Genomic DNA, 18,156 nt, shown 5'->3' with positions numbered 1-18,156 from the left:
CCCTTCGGCGCGCCCGACCTTGACGGCCGAACGGGGTAACGATAGCTTCACCTGAAACATGACTCAAGTGTCAAATCTGGTCCGACTTTGATCGACCCGAGGCGACGCGAAAGCCGCAACGGCACGAGTCCGAACCGAGGAAATGCGAGCCGCAACAGGGCCTTGGGCCGGCGGTTCGATCCGGGAGGTGAAAATGTCCGCTCGCTGGTCCGCAATCCGCATTCCCGCCAGGACCGCGCCGCTCGGCGCGGCCGTCGCCGCTGCCCTGCTGGGCTCGGCCGCCGTCTTCGCCGCGCCGGCGACCGCCAAGGAGATCAAGGTCTGCCTGATCGCCGGCAAGACCGGCGCGCTGGAGGCCTATGCCAAGCAGACCGAGAACGGCTTCATGATGGGGCTGGAATTCCTGACCAAGGGCACGATGCAGGTCGGCGCCGACAAGCTGACCGTCCTGGTCAAGGACGACCAGCTGAAGCCCGACCGCGGCAAGTCGCTCTTGGAGGAATGCTACGGCGACGACAAGGCCGACGTGGCGGTCGGCACCACCGGCTCCCCGATCGCGCTGGCCATGCTGCCGGTTGCCGAGGAGTTCAAGAAGGTGCTGATCGTCGAGCCGGCGGTCGCCGATTCGATCACCGGCGAGAAGTGGAACCGCTACGTGTTTCGCACCGGCCGGTCCTCCACGCAGGACGCCTATGCGGCCGCAGCCGCGATCCCCGCCGGCGAGGAGGTCTCGATCGGCATGATGGCGCTCGACACGGCCTTCGGCCGCGACGGCGTCGCCGCCTTCAAGGAGGCGCTCGCCGCGATCCGCCCGAAGGCCAGGATCGTCTCGGAGGAATATGCCGCCGGCAACACGGCCGACTTCGCGCCCTCCGCCGAGCGCCTGTTCGGCGCACTGAAGGAGAAGCCCGGCAAGCGCGTCATCGCCTTCATCTGGGCCGGCGCGCATCCGCTCGCCAAGTTCGTCGACATGAAGCCCGAGCGCTTCGGCATCGCGCTGGCGCCGGGCGGCAACATCCTGCCGGCCATGGCGGCCTGGAAGGCCTTCGCGGGCACCGAGGGCGGCATCTACTACTACTACGGCTTCCCCAAGAACCCGCAGAACGACTGGCTGAAGACCGAATACCAGAAGCGTTTCAACGCTCCGCCGGACTTCTTCGTCGCCGGCGGCTTCTCGGCCGCCGCGGCCCTGGTGGCCGGCCTGACCAAGGCCGGATCGACCGACAGCGAGAAGCTGATCGCCGCCATGGAGGGGCTCTCCTTCGAGACCCCGAAGGGCACGATGACCTTCCGCAAGGAGGACCATCAGGCGATGCAGGACATGTATCACTGGCGCATCAAGGCCGGCGCCACCGATACCGACCTGCTCGAATGGGTCGCCACCATCCCGGCCAAGGACCTGCCGGTCCCGATCAAGAACAAGCGCTGAGTTGCCATCGCCGGGTGCGATCGCGTGATCACACCCGGCTCGGTAGCCGATGCCGCGCCTTGCCGATGGAGCCCGTCGCGGTCGCGCCCGAGAGCCGGTGACGCGGCCGGGGCCGGCCGCCGGCGGTGATGGCGCGATGCCTCTTCGACCCTTGCCTCCCAACCCCGATCGGTTCTCGATGCCCGTCCTCGAAACCCATGACCTGACCGTGCGCTTCGGCGGCCATGTCGCCGTCGACGGGGTGACGGCGGCCTTCGAGGCCGGCACGCTGACCGCGATCGTGGGGCCGAACGGGGCCGGCAAGACGACCTATTTCAACCTGATCTCCGGCCAGATCCGGGCAAGCGCCGGCCGCGTCGTGCTCAACGGCCGCGATCTCTCCGGCGCCGGGACGGCGGCGCGCGCGCGGGCCGGGCTCGGCCGCGCCTTCCAGCTGACCAACCTCTTTCCCAATCTCAGCGTGCGCGAGAATGTCCGCCTCGCCGTGCAGGCCCATGCGGGCGGCGGCGGCTCGATGCTGTCGCTCGCCTCCGGCCACCGCGACTGGATCGCCAAGGCCGACTTGATCCTGGCCGAGGTGCATCTGGACGCGGCCGCCGCGCAGCCCGCCGCCGCGCTCAGCCATGGCGACAAGCGCAAGCTGGAGGTCGCGATCATGATGGCCCTGGAGCCGATGGTCTACATGTTCGACGAGCCGACCGCCGGCATGTCGGTCGACGAGGTGCCGGTGGTGCTCGACCTGATCCGCCGCCTGAAGGAACGCCGCGACAAGACCATCCTGCTGGTCGAGCACAAGATGGACGTGGTCCGCTCGCTCGCCGACCGCATCGTCGTGCTGCATCAGGGTCGCCTGGTCGCCGATGGCGAACCCGGCGCGGTGATCGCCTCGCCGATCGTGCAGGAGGCCTATCTGGGCATGGCCGCCGCCCCTGCCGCATCCGCCGCACCCCCGGCCGCCCCGACCGCTGCTGCCGGCAGGGAGGCCGCCCGATGACCGCCGACCTGGTCCGGCTCGAGGGGGTCCACACCCATATCGGCCAGTATCACATCCTGCAGGGCGTCGACCTTGCCGTGCCGGAGGGCGAACTGACCGTGCTGCTCGGCCGCAACGGTGCCGGCAAGACCACCTGTCTCAGAACGATCATGGGCCTGTGGCAGCCGAGCGCCGGCCGGCTGACCTGGCGTGGGCGCGAGATCGGCGGCTGGGCGACGCCCGACATCGCCCGCCTCGGCATCGCCTATGTGCCCGAAAGCATGGGCATCTTCGCCGATCTGACGGTCGCCGAGAACATGCAGCTTGCCGCCCGCGCGGGACGGCCCGACCCCCGGCGGCTCGACTGGATCTTCGGCTTCTTCCCGGCGCTCCGGAAGTTCTGGGACTTCCCCGCAGGCGTGCTCTCCGGCGGGCAGAAGCAAATGCTCTCGATCGCCCGGTCGGTGATCGAGCCGCGCGACCTGATCCTGGTCGACGAGCCGACCAAGGGCATCGCCCCGGCGATCATCGAGGCCATGATCGGCGCCTTCCGCGAGCTGAAGCGCGGCGGCACCACGATCCTGCTGGTCGAGCAGAATTTCCGCTTCGCCGCCAGCCTGGGCGACGGCGTCGCCGTGATGGACGACGGCCGCATCGTCCATGCCGGCCGGATGGCCGATCTCGCCGCCGACGCCGCGCTGCAGACGCGGCTGCTCGGCCTCTCGCTCGACCAGCACCAGTGAGGCCGGCCCGATGAGCGAAACCCTGTCCGACCCGACCGCCGCCGCACCGGCGTCCTCCGCGCCCGCCGAGCCGATCCCGCGCCTGCCGCACGACCGGCTGCCGCTCCTGATCCTGCCGGTGATCGCCGCCGTCTCCTTCCTGCTGATCGGCGATCCGACCACCTGGATCACGCTGACGCTTGCCGGCCTCGCCATGGGGATGATGATCTTCGTCATAGCCTCCGGGCTGACGCTGGTCTTCGGCCTGATGGATGTGCTCAATTTCGGCCACGGCGCCTTCATCTCGATCGGCGCCTATCTGGCCATGACGGCGCTGATCCCGCTCGCCGGCTGGGTCCAGGTCGACAATCTGGCGCTCAATCTCGCCGCGCTCGGGCTCGCCGCCGGCGTCGCCATGGCGGGTACGGCGGCGCTCGGCTACGCCTTCGAGCGGGTCATCGTGATGCCGGTCTACGGCCAGCACCTGAAGCAGATCCTGGTCACCATGGGCGGGCTGATCATCGCCGAGCAGATGATCCATGTCGTCTGGGGCGGCGAGCAGAAGTCGATGGCGCTGCCGGCCGGCCTGCGCGGCGCGGTTCTGTTCGGCGACGTGGCGGTCGAGAAGTTCCGCCTGGTCGCGGTCGGCGTCGGCCTGGTCGTCTTCCTCGGCATGGTGCTGGTCTTGAACCGCACCCGCCTCGGGCTCCTGATCCGGGCCGGCGTTGAGAATGTCGAGATGGTCGAGGCGCTCGGCTACCGGGTCAAGCGGCTGTTCGTGATGGTCTTCGCGGCCGGCTCGGCGCTGGCCGGGCTCGGCGGCACGCTGTGGGCCTTCTACCGGGAGACCATGACGGCGGCGCTCGGCTCGGAGGTGATGGTGATGGTCTTCATCGTCATCATCATCGGCGGGCTCGGCTCGGTCGGCGGCTGCTTCCTCGGCGCGCTCCTGGTCGCGCTGACCGCCAACTATGTCGGCTTCCTGGCGCCGAAGATCGCGCTCGCCTCCAACATCCTGCTGATGGCCGGCATCCTGCTGTGGCGGCCGAGCGGGCTCTATCCGGTTGCGAAACGGTAAGCTGGAGACGGCATCGATGATCTCGCTTCTCTCCGGCGACCGGCCGCGCTCGGCGGTGCTCTCGGCGCTGATCCTCGCCATCCTGGTCGGGCTCGCCGCGGCGCCCTTCGTCTTTCCGGGCGCGCAGGCGCTCAACACGGCGGCCAAGATCTGCGTCTTCGTGATCCTGGTGGCGAGCTACGATCTGCTGATCGGCTATGCCGGCATCGTCTCCTTCGCCCACACCATGTTCTACGGCATCGGCGGCTACGGGGTCGGCCTCGCCCTCTACAGCTGGGGCGCGACCTGGGCCTCGGTCTTCGGCGGCCTCGCCCTGGCGCTCGGGCTCGGCATCGTGCTGGCGCTGGCGATCGGCCTGTTCTCGCTCAGGGTGCGGGCGATCTTCTTCGCCATGATCACGCTCGCGGTCGCCTCCGCCTTCGCGATCCTCGCCTCGCAGCTGTCGGGCTTCACCGGCGGCGAGGACGGCCGCTCCTTCCGGGTGCCGCCGGAGTTGCGACCGGCCTTCAAGCTGTTCGAGGAGCCCGTGCTCGGCCTCGACATCACCGGCAAGGTGCTGACCTACTACATCCTGTTCGGCTCGGCGCTGGTCCTGTTCCTGCTGGCGCTGAGGGTCGTCAACTCGCCCTTCGGCAGCGTCCTGAAGGCGATCCGCGAGAACGACTTCCGCACCGAGGCGCTCGGCTACCGCACCGTCGTGTTCCGCACCAAGGTCAACTGCCTCGCCGCCGCCATGGCGGTGACGGCCGGCGGTCTCAACGCGCTCTGGCTGCGCTATACCGGCCCGGATACCACGCTGTCCTTCGCCATCATGCTCGACATCCTGCTGATGGTGGTGATCGGCGGCATGGGCACGCTCTACGGCGCGGTGATCGGCGCCACGCTGTTCATCGTCGCGCAGAACTACCTGCAGAAGCTGATGGCCGTCGGCGCCGCCGCGACCGAGGGCATCCCGCTGCTGCCGCACCTGATCCATCCGGACCGCTGGCTGCTCTGGCTCGGCATCCTGTTCGTCGCCAGCGTCTATTTCTTCCCGACCGGCATCGTCGGCCGCTTCCGCAAGGCGGGGCAGGGCTGATCGGCCGATCGGGCCGATCCTTCGACCGGGCGGTCGGCGATCGCGCCGATCAATCGATCGGGTCGACCCGGATGACGAATTCCACCACGCCCCAGGCAAACAGCACCGTGAGGAAGCGCAGGGCAATGGCGGGGTCGAGGGCGAAATCCATGGGCTCGGGATCCGATGGCCAGCCGGCATGATGGCATGATGACGGCTAGCTGACAAATCCAGCCGTCAGGCCGGGCTGCGGCCAAGTCCCGCGGGGGCGGGGCCGTGGATGCGCTCGACATCGGCGAACTGGCAGAGCCGGGTGCCCGGTTTCGACACGGCGGCCGCCCCCGCAGCCACGCCCCAGGCCAGCGCCTCGCCGGGCGGGTCGCCGCGATCGAGCGACCAGACCAGCGCGGCCAGGAAGCTGTCGCCGGCGCCGACCGTGGAAATCGCCTGGACCGGCGGCGCGGCCCGGCGCCAGGTGCCGTCCGCCCCGATCAGCACGGCGCCGTCGCCGCCGAGCGAGACCGCGACCCGGCGGACCTTGCCTTGCGCGATCAGCGCGCCGGCGACCCGCTCCTGGTCGGCCGGATCGGCGAGATCGCGGCCGGCCAGGCTCTCCAGTTCCGAGAGGCTGACCTTGAGGAGGTCGACGGTGCCGCTGGCGACGGCCGCCGGCAGCGCCTCGCCGGAGGTGTCGACCGCGACCTTGATCCCGCGCGCCACCGCCCGGCGGCCGATATCGCCCATCACCGAACCGGGCAGGCCCGGCGGCAGGCTGCCGCTGATGACGAGGCGGGTCGCCGGGATGTCGTCGAGCAGAGCCAAGGCTTCGTCGATCTCGGCGGGCGAGACCGGCGGGCCGGCCAGCACGAAGCGGAACTCGTGGCCGGTGCGGCGCTCGAACACGACATGATTGATGCGCGTGCGCCCGGCGATCTCGACCAGCCGGTGCGGCACGCCCTCCTGGTCCAGGAGTTCGCCGAGCAGGTTGCCGGTGACCCCGCCGGCCAGCGCCACGGCGACGACCGGCGCGCCGAAATTGTGCAGGACGCGGGCGACATTGATGCCGCCGCCGCCCGGATCGTAGCGGTCGTTGACCGTCCTGACCTTGTGGTTCGGCCGGATCTGCTCGGTCTCGCTCCACAGATCGATGGCCGGATTAAGGGTCAGGGTGACGGTGGTCATCGGGTCTCCGTGCCGAAACGGGCCGGCGGCGACGGGCCGCCGGTCCTTCCGGCGTCGAGACTAGACGGATTCGGTCCGCGTCCGCCAATCGCCCCGATCAGGGCCGCAGCACGCGCAGATGATCGACCAGTTCGCCGACCCCGGGCGTGTTTTCGACCGCGACCCGCGCGGCAAGGCGCTCGGCCTCGGTGGTCACCGAGCCCCACAGATGGGCGGTGCCGTCGGCGACCGTGACGTTCAGCAGCGTGTCGGAGATGCCGCTGTCATGCACCCGCTTCAGCGCCTCGGTGCGGATCTGCGCGTCGTCGCCGGCCGGCGGCGCAGCGGGGCGCGCGGTGATCAGGCCGCGCAGCAGGTCGGCCCGGCTGACGATGCCGACCAGACGGCCGTCGCGGACGACCGGCACGCGCTTGATCCTGTTGTCTTCCAGGAGGCGCGCGATCTCGCGCAGTTCGGTGTCCTCCGCGACGGTGATCAGGCTCGTGCTCATGATCTCGGCGGCGCGCCGGCCGTGGCTGCGGACATAGTCGAGCGCGCGGTCCTCGGTGGTGCGCAGAAGTTCGAGCCACCAGGACGGACGCGGCTCCGTGCCGGTCTCGACGCGGCGAATCAGGTCGCCCTCGCTGACGATGCCGACCAGCGTGCCGTCCGGATCGACCACCGGGACCGCGCTGATGCGCCGGTCGAGCAGCAGGCCCGCAATCGCGTCGATGGTGGTTTCCGGCGTGACCGTGATCACGCCCGTGGTCATGATATCCTTGGCCCTCATGGGCTTCCTCCTCCGTCCGTCTCCGGCGCCCCCGCCGGAGGTGACTGGAATCTGACATACCTGGAGCTTTCGGCGTTGATCCCGATCAACGCCGGATGTCTCCGATCAGGGGCTTGCCCGAAGCGCCGGGGTGGGGCAGGTCCCTCGGGGCGGGCGCTACCCGCGGTGGGGCGGCGGGGTTGCGCCGGCGGCGAGGGCGATCGAGGGGGAGGGCATGCGGATTCAGGCAGGCGCCTATGCGGCGGAGATCCGGCCAGAGGCCGGCGGGTTGCTGCACCGGCTGACCGTCGAGCATGGCGGCGGCGTGGTCGACCTGGTGCATGCGCCGGCCGGCGCCGAGCCGTCGACCGCAAGCCCGAACCTGTTCGGCCTGTGGCCGCTGGTTCCTTTCGCCAACCGGGCCTTCGGCGGCCGCGTCGAAGCGGATGGGATCGCCTTCCAGGTGGCGCTCAACGATCCCGGCGGCGGCGCGGCGATCCACGGCTTCGGCTGGCAGGCGAATTGGCGGACGATCGAGGCCGGGCCGGCCCATGTCCTGCTCGAACACCGGCGCGACGATGGGCCGGATCCCTACCGCTATGTCGCGCAGCAGCGCTTCACGCTGTCGGAGGCCGGGTTGCGGGTCGACCTCTCGGTCGTCAACACGGGCGCGAGGCCGCTGCCCTTCGGGCTCGGCCTGCATCCCTGGTTTCCCCGCGATCCGGACACCCGGCTGACGCTGCGCGCCGGCGGTGCGCTGATCCTCGGCCCCGGCTATCGCGCCACCGGCCATGGCCCGGTCCCGGGGGAGCTCGATTTCGGCTCCGGCGCCCGCGTCCATCGCGGTCGCGAACTGGTGGCGAGCTATACCGGCTGGGACGGCACGGCGCGCCTCGACTATCCGGCCCGCGGCTTCGCGATCCGTATCAGCGCCGATCCGGACCTGTCGGCGCCGCTGCTTTGGGCGCCGCCGGACGCCGACTTCGTCTGCCTCGAGCCGCAGACCCACGCCATCGGCGCCCCAAGCGAGGCCGCCGCCCGCGCGGTCACGCCCTTGCGGGTCCTGGCGCCGGGGGAGTCCTGGGCGGTTTCGATGACCATCGCGATGGTGTCGATCGCTGGCGCCTGATGGGGGCCGGTGGCCGGTCGGGGCCCGGTTGCCGGCCCGGAGGCCAACGGCCAGCCTGGACCGGCGCCCGATCGCGGCCGTGACGCTCGGTGATCCTGTGGCGGCGGACCACAGGTGAGGCGCCGCAGCTGTGGCGTCCGCCACGGTCCGGGCTGGCAATCCGAAGGCGCTGCGGGCGCAATGTCCTTTTCCGTCAAGGGCGGCCGGCCTGGCCGCGGCTGGCACGGCGATTGCCCAGGATAGGGCCGAGCGCGGGACGGTGACGAACCCGCGCCATAGGGTCCATCCTGGAGGAAACTGAATGCTCGACACCACCCCGCGCGCCCGCGTCGAAGCCTTTCTCGGTCGCCTCGACGCCGCGCTGCAGGCCGGCGACATCGATGCCGCCGTCGACCTGTTCGGCACCGAATGCTACTGGCGCGACCTCGTCGCCTTCACCTGGAACATCAAGACCGTCGAGGGTCGCGATCAGGTGCGCGACCTGCTCACCCAGACGCTCGCCACGACCAAACCGCGCGGCTGGCGCATCGCCGAGGAGACCGAGGCGAGCGAGGGCGGCGGCATCCTGGAGGCCTGGATCTCCTTCGAGACCGAGGTGGCGCGCGGCTACGGCCTGATCCGCCTGCGCGACGGCCAGATCTGGACGCTCCTGACCACCATGGTCGAGCTCAAGGGCTTCGAGGAGAAGGCCGGCTTCACCCGTCCGCTTGGCGCCAAGCACGGCATCAATCCGGGCGCCAAGTCCTGGAAGGAGGAACGCGAGGACGAGGCCCGCACGCTCGGCTTCGAAACGCAGCCCTATGTGGTCATCCTCGGCGGCGGCCAGGGCGGCATCGCGCTCGGCGCGCGGCTGCGCCAGCTCAATGTGCCGACCATCATCGTCGAGAAGAACGAGCGGCCCGGCGACAGCTGGCGCAAGCGCTACAAGTCGCTCTGCCTGCACGATCCGGTCTGGTACGACCATCTGCCCTATATCGACTTCCCGAAGAACTGGCCGGTCTTCGCGCCGAAGGACAAGATCGGCGACTGGCTGGAATTCTACACCAAGGTGATGGAGCTGAACTACTGGTCCAGCACCACCGCCAAGCATGCCAGCTACGATGAGGCCAAGAAGGAATGGACCGTCGTGGTCGAGCGGGGCGGGCAGGAGATCGTGCTGCGCCCGAAGCAGCTGGTCTTCGCCACCGGCATGTCCGGCAAGGCCAACATGCCGAAATTCAAGGGCATGGAACGCTTCAAGGGCGAGCAGCACCATTCCTCGCAGCATCCCGGCCCGGACGGCTACAAGGGCAAGAAGGTCGTCGTCATCGGCTCGAACAATTCGGCCCATGACATCTGCGCCGCGCTCTACGAGAACGGCGTCGACGTGACCATGGTGCAGCGGTCCTCGACCCACATCGTCCGGTCCGACCCGCTGATGGAGATCGGCCTCGGCGATCTCTATTCCGAGCGGGCGGTCAAGTCCGGCATGACCACCGCCAAGGCGGACCTGATCTTCGCCTCGCTGCCCTACCGGATCCTGCACACCTTCCAGATCCCGGTCTATGACAAGATCAAGGAACTGGACAAGGACTTCTATGCCGGCCTCGAAAAGGCGGGCTTCAAGCTCGACTGGGGCGCCGACGGCTCCGGTCTGTTCATGAAATACCTGCGCCGCGGCTCGGGCTACTATATCGACATCGGCGCCTCGCAGCTGATCATCGACGGCAAGATCAAGCTGGTCGGCGGCCAGGTCGAGGAGATCACCGAGACCGGCGTCAGGCTCGACAACGGCACCGAGATCCCGGCCGACGTGATCGTCTACGCGACCGGCTACGGCTCGATGAACGGCTGGGTCGCCGACCTGGTCGACCAGGCGACTGCCGACAAGGTCGGCAAGTGCTGGGGCCTCGGCTCCGACACGCCGAAGGACCCGGGCCCGTGGGAGGGCGAACAGCGCAACATGTGGAAGCCGACCCAGCAGGAGGCGCTGTGGTTCCATGGCGGCAACCTGCACCAGTCGCGCCACTATTCGCAGTTCCTGTCGCTGCAGCTGAAGGCCCGGATGGAGGGCATCCCGACGCCCGTCTACGGGCTGCAGCCGAGCTACCACAAGGGCTGAGAGCACTGGGGCCGGGCGCCCGCGCGGCCTGCCGCCGCGCGGGTGCGTACCGTCAGATCAGCACCTGCGTGCCGATCTCGACGACGCGGCCGGTCGGGATGCGGAAATAGTCGGTCGCATTGGCGGCGTTGCGGGCGAGCAGGATGAAGAGATGGTCCTGCCAGCGCGGCATCTCGCTGCGTGCGGCCGGCCGGATCGAGCGGCGCGACAGGAAGAACGAGGTCGCCATGATGTCCGGCTTCCAGCCCGCCTTGCGGCAGAGCGCCAGCGCGGCGGGGACGTTCGGCTCCTCCATATAGCCGAACGTCATCGTGACCCGGCTGAAGCGGCCGACGAGCGGTTCCAGGCGCACGCGCTCGCTCTCCGGCACGCGCGGCTTGCCGGCGACCGCGATCGTCAGGATGACGTTCTTCTCGTGCAGCGCCTTGTAATGCTTCAGGCTGTGCAGCAGCGAGACCGGGGCGAGGTCCTTCTCGGCGGTCAAGAAGACCGCGGTGCCGGGCACGATCGGCATGGTCGTCTTGCGGTCGAGCTGGCCGAGCAGCAGGTCGAGCGGCACGTCGTCGCGCCGCGCCTTGGCGGCGATGATGTCGGTGCCGCGCACCCAGGTGGCCATGACGGCGAACATGATCGCCGCCACGGTCAGCGAGACGTAGCCGCCCTCGACCACCTTCAGCAGGTTGGCGGCCATGAAGATGAAGTCGATCGCCAGGAACGGAGCCATCAGCAGGACAGCAGCGGCGAGCGGCCAGCGCCAGTGCTTCCAGGCGACCACGATGGCGAGCGAGGCGGTCACCACCATGGTGCCGGTCACGGCGATGCCATAGGCGGTGGCGAGCCGGCTCGACGAGCCGAACAGCAGGCAGAGCACGATCACGCCGACCAGCAGGAAGGCGTTGACCTGCGGCAGGTAGATCTGGCCAGCATGGGATTCGGAGGTGTGCAGCACCTCCATGCGCGGCAAGAGCTTCAGCTGGATCGCCTGCCGGGTCAGCGAGAAGGCGCCGGTGATCACCGCCTGCGAGGCAATGATGGTTGCCGCGGTCGCCAGGATCACGACCGGGATCAGCGCCCAGTCCGGATAGAGCCGGAAGAACGGGTTCTCGAGCGCATCGGGCTCGGCCAGGATCAGCGCGCCCTGACCGAGATAGTTCAGCGCCAGACACGGGAAGGCGACCACGATCCAGGCGGTCTGGATCGGCCGGCGGCCGAAATGGCCGAGATCGGCATAGAGCGCCTCCGCGCCGGTGACGGCCAGGAAGACCGCGCCGAGCACATAGAAGCCGGTCGCGCCGCCATGGATCAGGTAGGCGACCGCGCGGCGCGGATCGAAGGCGGCCAGGATGCCGGGATCGTCGGCGATGTGCCGCGCGCCGCCGACCGCCAGCAGGACGAACCAGACCAGCGTGATCGGGCCGAACCAGCCGGCCACCGCCGCCGTGCCGCGGCTCTGGATCAGGAACAGGGCGATGATGATCGCGATGGTCAGCGGCAGGACATAGGGGTCGAAGGCCGCGGTGACCAGCTTCAGCCCCTCCACGGCGGAGAGCACCGAGATGGCCGGGGTGATCAGCGCGTCGCCGAAGAAGAGGCCGGCGCCGACGATGCCGAAGGCCAGTACCAGCCGGCTCGGCTTGCCCATGGCGCGCTGGGCGAGCGCCAGCAGCGAGAGCGTGCCGCCTTCGCCCTCGTTGTCGGCCCGAAGCAGGATGACGACATATTTGAGCGTCACCACGATGGTCAGCGCCCAGATGATCAGCGACAGGATCCCCAGCACGGTGTCGCGCACCGGCGCGCCGCCGGCCGAGCCGGCAACCACCGCCTCGCGCAGGGCATAGAGCGGGCTGGTGCCGATGTCGCCGTAGACGACGCCGATCGAGCCGAGCATCAGCGCGAGGAAGCCCGGATGGGCGTGGGCCTCCGCGGCTGGGGCGTCGGGCACCGTCGCCGGCTGGGACTGATTGTTTTCCGTGGTCGACATGGATGCGGTCCTGGATCGATGATCCATCCGGAGATGCGCTACGGGCCATAAGGAAGCGATGCGGGTTCGGGTCTGCGGGCATAAGGAACCCGTAAAGATCGGGGCCGGCGCGATCGCATCGCTCCCGACGGGCGTGCCCGGCTTTCCGTCCGCCCCTCGAGCGATGGCCGGGCGCGCACGCGGCGACCGTCGCCGTGCGCCGGCGCGGCACGGCGGGCGCTGCGCCTTCCGCTCGACCCGGAAAATCTTTAGACGAGAGGGACGAACCCTTCAGGAGCACCATGGCCAGAGGACTGCGCCCGATTGCCGGAACCGCGCCGATCGCCGTCGCGGCGGTCGCCGGCGCCGTGCTGGCCGGGCTGGCGCTGCGGACGGTGCTGCCCGAGGCGACGCTGCTGCTACTGTTCACGGTCGCGGTCCTGATCGCCGCGGTCCTGTCCGGCGTCATGGCCGGACTGGTCGCCGCCATCCTCGGCTTCCTGGCCTTCAACTTCGTCTTCGTCGAGCCGCGCTTCACCTTCTCCGTGGCGGAAGGCCGCGACACGCTGACCCTGGCGCTGCTGCTCTTCGCCGGCCTGCTGACCGGGAGCCTCGCCGGGCGATTGAAGGAGGAGGCCGAGGCGGCGCGACGGCGCGCGGCGGTCCTGGAGGCGCTGGCCGCCTTCTCGAACCGCCTCGGCCGGGCCGACGGGCCGGACGACGTGCTGGCGGCCATGGCCGATACGCTCGCCGGCTCGCTGGAAGGCTCCGCCCTGGTGCTGGCCCGGCGCGGGCAGGGCCTGACGACGGTCGCTGCGGCACCGGCGGCGATCCGGCCGGATCCGGAGGACGAGGCCGCCGCCGAACGCGTCATCCGGCTCGGCGCCGAGGCGCCCCGTCCGGCTGCCGGCTGGCCCGGCGCGCGGTTCGAGTTCCGGCCGTTCGAGACCGGCGAGGAACGTCTTGCGGTGGGCTTCGCCGGACCGGCCGGCCGTCCGATCGCCGAGGAGGGGGCGCGGGTCGCCGCCGCGGTGCTCGCCCAGGCGGCTGGCGCGCTCGACCGCCTGCACTCCGAGGCCGCCGCTGCCGAGGCGCGGGCGACCGCGGAGCGCGAGCGCTTCCGGGCGGCGCTGGTCTCCTCGATCTCCCACGACCTGCGCACGCCGCTCGCCTCGATCCTCGGCGCGGTCACGTCGCTGCGCGAACTCGGCGACCGGATGCCGCCGCAGGCGCGCGACGAGCTTCTGGAGGCGATCGAGGCGGAGACGCGGCGGCTCGCCCGCTTCGTCGCCAACCTGCTCGACATGACCCGCATCGAGGCGGGACTGGAGCCGCGCCGCGAGCCGGTCGATCTCGCCGATCTCGCGGCCAGCGTGGTGCATCGGGCGCGGCGCAGCTTCCCCGGCGGAGATTTCCGCCTGATCCTGCCGGCGTCCGGCGTCCCGCTCGTCTCCGCCGATCCGGCGCTGCTGGAACAGGTGCTGTTCAACCTGATCGAGAATGCCGTCAAGTTCTCGCCGCCGGCGGCGCCGATCGCGGTCGAGCTCGCGGCCCGGCCGGAGGGCGTCGAGATGGCGGTGTGCGACCGGGGGCCGGGCATCCCGGCGGCGGACCGGGAGCGGATCTTCGAGCCGTTCCGGGTTTCGTCCGGTACCGCGGGGTCCGGCACCGGGCTCGGCCTCGCCGTCTGCCGCGGCATCGTCACCGCGCTCGGCGGAACGATCGTCGCCGGCGAGGCCCCGGGTGGCGGGGCGCGCCTGAGCGTGATGCTTCCGGTGGAAGGAGCCAAGCCATGACCACTCCGACCGCCCGCATCCTGATCGTCGACGACGAGCCGCAGATCCGCCGCTTCTTGCGGCTCGGTCTGACGGCGGCCGGCTATCGGGTCGACGAGGCCGGCAGCGTCGCGGAGGCCGAGAAGCTGGCTGCCGCCATCGATCCCGACCTGATCGTGCTCGATCTCGGGCTGCCCGATCGTGACGGCAAGGTGCTGATCGCCGACCTGCGCCGTCGCTCGGACGTGCCGGTCATCGTGCTCTCGGCGCGCGATATCGAGGCGGAGAAGATCGCGGCATTGGATCTCGGGGCCGACGACTATGTCGCGAAGCCGTTCGGCATCGGCGAACTGCTGGCGCGCGTCCGCGCCGCCCTGCGCGGGCGGCGGCGCGATGCGGCGGCGCCGGATGTCCTGCGGGTCGGTGCCCTGGTGATCGACGGGCCGGCGCATCGCGTGAGCCTGGCCGGGGAGCCGGTGAAGCTGACCCCGAAGGAATTCGACCTTCTGGCCCTGCTCGCCGCCCATGCCGGCCGCGTCCTGCCGCACCGGACCATCCTGACCAGGGTCTGGGGGCCGGGCCACGGCGAAGATACCCAGTATCTCAGGGTCTTCGTCGGGCAGCTTCGCGCGAAGCTGGAGGCAGATCCGGCGATGCCGACCCTGATCCTGACCGAACCGGGTGTCGGCTACCGTCTGGCCGACACGGAGGAGGGCTGACGCGGCTTCGCGGCGGCGGCCGAAGATTCTGGGAGGGGGCGTCGACGAGCATTGGTCAATGTCTAAAATGCAAAACGGAAATAAACTATAATTTCAGATAATTATGGAAACCTGAAATTACGAAATCCTTAATGCGATCCTTCTTGATTGACTTAAATTTTCGTTATTTTTATAAACCGCCATTGATGGGTGGGGTCGGCGCAATGATAGTACTGGCAATTATTTTGCCGTGGCTGGCTTTGATGCTGCGCGGCAAGATTGCCAGCGGTGTTGTTTGCCTCGCCTTGAGTGTCGGCTCGCTGTTCGGTGGTATTGTTGCCATCGTGGTCGTCTGGGTGGTGACGGCGGCTTGGGCCGTCTACGTGCTTTTCCGCGAGGAATTCGTCGAATTGTCGGGTGCGGCCGCGCGCACGACTTCGCCGGAGGCGACCGACCAGGCCGATTACGACCGACGGAAATGGCAGGTCCTGCTCGAATATGACCCGGAGGTGCAGGAGGCTTACGAGCAGGTGCGCCCCTACGGCCAACCGGCATTGGACCGCCTCGCGCGCGACTATCTGGCGGTCAACGACCGCGGCATGCTGCCCCTGATTGTCATGAAGATCTGCGCCGAGACCCCGCTCGCCTCGGTGGAGGAGGCGGTTGCGCAGGTCGCGGCCGGCACGGTGTTCCAGATCGAGGACGGCTATGTCTTCGCGCTCGGCCAGCCGACCGAATTTCACGTCATCGTCGACCAGGACTATGCCCGCTATTCCTCCGCGGCCGAGATGGAAGCCGCGTTGCCGTTCACGCGCCAGCGCCGGCGTGTGACCGACCGCGAATTCGCCGATGCCCTGCTCAACTATTATTCCGAATTTCTGGTCGACCAGATCGCGGCCGCCTAAACGATTCGGTCAACCCTTCAGCCGTCGGCCCCGTCGCTCGAAGACGATCCCACGCCCGGTGGTCGCGCGGGACGTGGGATCGGAATGAGGCGAGCCGTTCGCTTCGGCGGGCCTGCGGGAGCGGGCATGTGCCGCCCGCCCCCGCAGGCTTCGATCATGTGTTCAGGCTCTGGGCGAAGGGCAGGGCGCGGATGCGCTTGCCGGTCGCCTTGGCGTAGGCATTGGCGACCGCCGGGCCGATCGGCGGCACGCCGGGCTCGCCGACGCCGGTCGGCTTGGCGTTCGAGGCGAGGATATGGACCTCGACCTTCGGCATGTCCTCGATGCGCAGCACCTCGTAGCCGTCGAAATTGCCTTCGACGACCCGGCCCTTGTCGAGGGTCAGCTTCGACTTCAGGATCGCGCCGAGGCCGAAGCCGATGCCGCCCTCCATCTGGGCGCGGATCATGTCCGGGTTGACGGCCGTGCCGCAATCGACGGCGCAGACGACCCGCTCGACCTTGATCGCGCCGGCCTTGCCGAGGCTCAGTTCCGCCACCTGCGCGACCACCGTGCCGAAGCTCTCGGCGACCGCGACGCCGCGGAAGCGGCCCGCCGGGAGGCGCGCGCCCCAGCCGGCCTTCTCGGCCGCCATCTTCAGGACCGCGGCATGGCGCGGGCTGCCCTGCAGCATGTCGAGCCGGAATTCGACCGGATCCCGGCCGGCGGCGGCCGCCAATTCGTCGAGGAAGGTCTCGACCGCGTAGGCGGTGTGGGTCGAGCCGACCGCGCGCCACCACAGCACCGGCACGCCGACATCCGTGGTGGTCAGCTCCACGCGCCGGTTGGGCATCGCATAGGGCAGGTGCGCCGAGCCCTCGACCGAGGTCGGGTCGACGCCGTTGGTGACCATGGCCTCGAAGGCCGTGCCCTTCATGATCGACTGGCCGACGACACGGTTCGTCCAGGCGACGATGCGCCCGTCCTTGTCGAGGCCGGCCTTCAGCGCATGGACATAGGCCGGGCGGTAGCGCCCGCCGCGCATGTCGTCCTCGCGCGTCCACTGCACCTTGACCGGCGCCTTCCAGCCGATCGCCCGGCCGACCGCCACCGCTTCAGAGACCACGTCGGCATCGAACACCGCGCGCCGGCCGAAGCCGCCGCCGGTCTTCATGACATGCAGCACGATCTTGTCGGGGGTGGTGTCGGCGACCTTGGCGGCGATCATCTGGTAGAGGTCGGGCATCTGGTGGCCGCCCCAGATCTCGATGGTGCCGTCGGCATTGCGGCGGGCGACCGCGTTGAGCGGTTCGAGCGCGGCATGGGCGAGATACGGGAACTCGTAGCGCGCCTCGATCACCTGGGCGGCACCCGCGAAGGCGCCGTCGATATCGCCGTGGTTCTCGGCCACGGTCGCGCCCGGCTTGGCGGCGAGCTCGCGATAGGTCGCCATGATCTCGGCGGTGGAGCGCGTCTCCGCGCCGGTCTCGTCCCAGACCACCGTCACCGCCTCGCGGCCCTTCAGCGCCGACCACATCGTGTCGGCGACGACGGCCACGCCGCGATGGATCGCGACCACGTCGACGACGCCCTTGATGGCCTTGGCCTTGGCGGCGTCGAAGCTCTTCACCTTGGCGCCGAACAGTGGCGGGTGGATCATCACGGCGGTCAGGAGGCCCGGAAGCTTCACGTCGATGGTGAAGTCCTGCCGGCCGGTCGACTTCTCGCGGCTGTCGATGCGCGGCAGCGTCTCGTTGCCGATCAGCGTCCAGGCGTCCGGCGCCTTCAGGATCACGTCGGCGGGCACCGGCATCGCGGCGGCGGCTGCGGCCAGTTCGCCGAAGCTCGCCTTGCGGCCGGAGCCGTGGCTGACGACGCCCTTGTCGACCTTGATCTCGCTGGCGGGAACCGACCAGGCCTTGGCGGCGGCCGCGACCAGCATCACGCGCGCCGCAGCACCCGCCTGCCGGTAGCGGTCAAAGGACGAGAAGGTGCCGCTCGATCCGCCGGTGCCCTGCATCGCCCCGCCCCAGGCGAGGTTGCCGTAGAGCTTGGGATCGCCCCAGCCGCCCTCGGCGCGCATCTGCTCCCAGGCCGCACCGAGTTCCTCGGCGACCAGCGTCGCCGTGCCGTGATAGATGCCCTGGCCCATGTCCATGTGGGCGGACAACACCGTCACCGTGTTGTCCGGCGCAATCCGCAGATAGGCCGCGAAGGGATTGGTGGCCGGTGCGGCCGGGGCCGCCGTGGCGGCGGCGTCGGCGGGCGCCACCCGGAAGCCGACGGCGAGACCGCCGCCGATCGCGGCCGCGGCGAGCAGGAAGCGCCGGCGCGACAGGTCCGGGACACCAGGTCCGGCGGCATCGGTCGTGGCATGGTCGAGGAGGCGAGGGGCCGAGCCCAGTCGATCGAACAGCATG

At 69.8% G+C, this 18,156-nt stretch carries 14 protein-coding genes; 10 read left to right on the top strand and 4 right to left on the bottom strand.

The window, feature by feature from the left end:
* Positions 1 to 193: 193 nt before the first annotated feature.
* The 5 genes from KL771_RS12895 (at position 194) to KL771_RS12875 (ending at position 5,280) form a co-directional block, all read left to right on the top strand.
* Positions 194 to 1,429, top strand: a complete 1,236-nt coding sequence (locus tag KL771_RS12895; protein ID WP_261968968.1) for a substrate-binding domain-containing protein — start codon at positions 194 to 196, stop codon at positions 1,427 to 1,429.
* A gap of 178 nt (positions 1,430 to 1,607) precedes the next feature.
* Positions 1,608 to 2,423: an ABC transporter ATP-binding protein gene (locus KL771_RS12890; protein WP_261968967.1), complete on the top strand. Its 816-nt coding sequence runs from the start codon at positions 1,608 to 1,610 to the stop codon at positions 2,421 to 2,423.
* Complete coding sequence (locus KL771_RS12885) at positions 2,420 to 3,145, top strand: branched-chain amino acid ABC transporter ATP-binding protein (protein ID WP_261968966.1); 726 nt, start codon at positions 2,420 to 2,422, stop codon at positions 3,143 to 3,145. The genes KL771_RS12890 and KL771_RS12885 overlap by 4 nt, the downstream gene beginning before the upstream one ends.
* A 10-nt stretch (positions 3,146 to 3,155) precedes the next feature.
* Positions 3,156 to 4,202: a branched-chain amino acid ABC transporter permease gene (locus tag KL771_RS12880; RefSeq protein ID WP_261968965.1), complete on the top strand. Its 1,047-nt coding sequence runs from the start codon at positions 3,156 to 3,158 to the stop codon at positions 4,200 to 4,202.
* A gap of 16 nt (positions 4,203 to 4,218) precedes the next feature.
* On the top strand, positions 4,219 to 5,280 hold the full coding sequence (locus tag KL771_RS12875) for a branched-chain amino acid ABC transporter permease (protein WP_261968964.1): 1,062 nt from the start codon (positions 4,219 to 4,221) through the stop codon (positions 5,278 to 5,280).
* A gap of 216 nt (positions 5,281 to 5,496) precedes the next feature.
* Here KL771_RS12875 and KL771_RS12870 read toward each other — a convergent pair whose 3' ends face one another.
* Together KL771_RS12870 and KL771_RS12865 are read right to left on the bottom strand one after the other, a co-directional pair.
* Complete coding sequence (locus tag KL771_RS12870) at positions 5,497 to 6,441, bottom strand: 1-phosphofructokinase family hexose kinase (protein ID WP_261968963.1); 945 nt, start codon at positions 6,439 to 6,441, stop codon at positions 5,497 to 5,499.
* 97 nt (positions 6,442 to 6,538) lie between these two features.
* Positions 6,539 to 7,210, bottom strand: a complete 672-nt coding sequence (locus KL771_RS12865; protein WP_261968962.1) for a CBS domain-containing protein — start codon at positions 7,208 to 7,210, stop codon at positions 6,539 to 6,541.
* Positions 7,211 to 7,424: 214 nt separating this feature from the next.
* Between KL771_RS12865 and KL771_RS12860 the strand changes: the two genes are divergently transcribed.
* Positions 7,425 to 8,318 carry an aldose 1-epimerase gene (locus tag KL771_RS12860; protein WP_261968961.1) on the top strand — a complete coding sequence of 298 codons (894 nt, stop codon included), beginning with the start codon at positions 7,425 to 7,427 and terminating at the stop codon, positions 8,316 to 8,318.
* Positions 8,319 to 8,619: 301 nt separating this feature from the next.
* A complete protein-coding gene (locus tag KL771_RS12855; protein ID WP_261968960.1) occupies positions 8,620 to 10,419 on the top strand; it encodes an NAD(P)/FAD-dependent oxidoreductase in 1,800 nt (599 codons plus the stop codon).
* Between the two features lie 52 nt (positions 10,420 to 10,471).
* Here the strand turns inward: KL771_RS12855 and KL771_RS12850 are convergent, their stop codons facing one another.
* Positions 10,472 to 12,427 carry a potassium transporter Kup gene (locus tag KL771_RS12850; protein WP_390866684.1) on the bottom strand — a complete coding sequence of 652 codons (1,956 nt, stop codon included), beginning with the start codon at positions 12,425 to 12,427 and terminating at the stop codon, positions 10,472 to 10,474.
* 254 nt (positions 12,428 to 12,681) lie between these two features.
* Between KL771_RS12850 and KL771_RS12845 the strand changes: the two genes are divergently transcribed.
* The 3 genes from KL771_RS12845 to KL771_RS12835 all read left to right on the top strand — a co-directional run bounded on the left by KL771_RS12845 (position 12,682) and on the right by KL771_RS12835 (position 15,757).
* Entirely contained in the window at positions 12,682 to 14,175 is a 1,494-nt protein-coding gene (locus KL771_RS12845; protein WP_261968958.1) for a sensor histidine kinase, read from the top strand.
* Positions 14,172 to 14,873: a response regulator gene (locus KL771_RS12840; RefSeq protein WP_261968957.1), complete on the top strand. Its 702-nt coding sequence runs from the start codon at positions 14,172 to 14,174 to the stop codon at positions 14,871 to 14,873. Before KL771_RS12845 ends, KL771_RS12840 begins: the two co-directional genes overlap by 4 nt.
* 131 nt (positions 14,874 to 15,004) lie before the next feature.
* On the top strand, positions 15,005 to 15,757 hold the full coding sequence (locus tag KL771_RS12835) for a hypothetical protein (RefSeq protein ID WP_261968956.1): 753 nt from the start codon (positions 15,005 to 15,007) through the stop codon (positions 15,755 to 15,757).
* A gap of 154 nt (positions 15,758 to 15,911) precedes the next feature.
* Here KL771_RS12835 and KL771_RS12830 read toward each other — a convergent pair whose 3' ends face one another.
* A complete protein-coding gene (locus tag KL771_RS12830) occupies positions 15,912 to 18,155 on the bottom strand; it encodes a xanthine dehydrogenase family protein molybdopterin-binding subunit (protein ID WP_261968955.1) in 2,244 nt (747 codons plus the stop codon).
* Position 18,156: the final 1 nt, after the last annotated feature.

It is taken from the genome of Prosthecodimorpha staleyi (assembly GCF_018729455.1).
In the GTDB taxonomy this organism is placed as follows: Bacteria; Pseudomonadota; Alphaproteobacteria; order Rhizobiales; family Ancalomicrobiaceae; genus Prosthecodimorpha; species Prosthecodimorpha staleyi.
The sequence above is the reverse complement of the archived record's forward strand: the minus strand, read 5'-3'. Positions and strand labels throughout refer to the sequence as shown.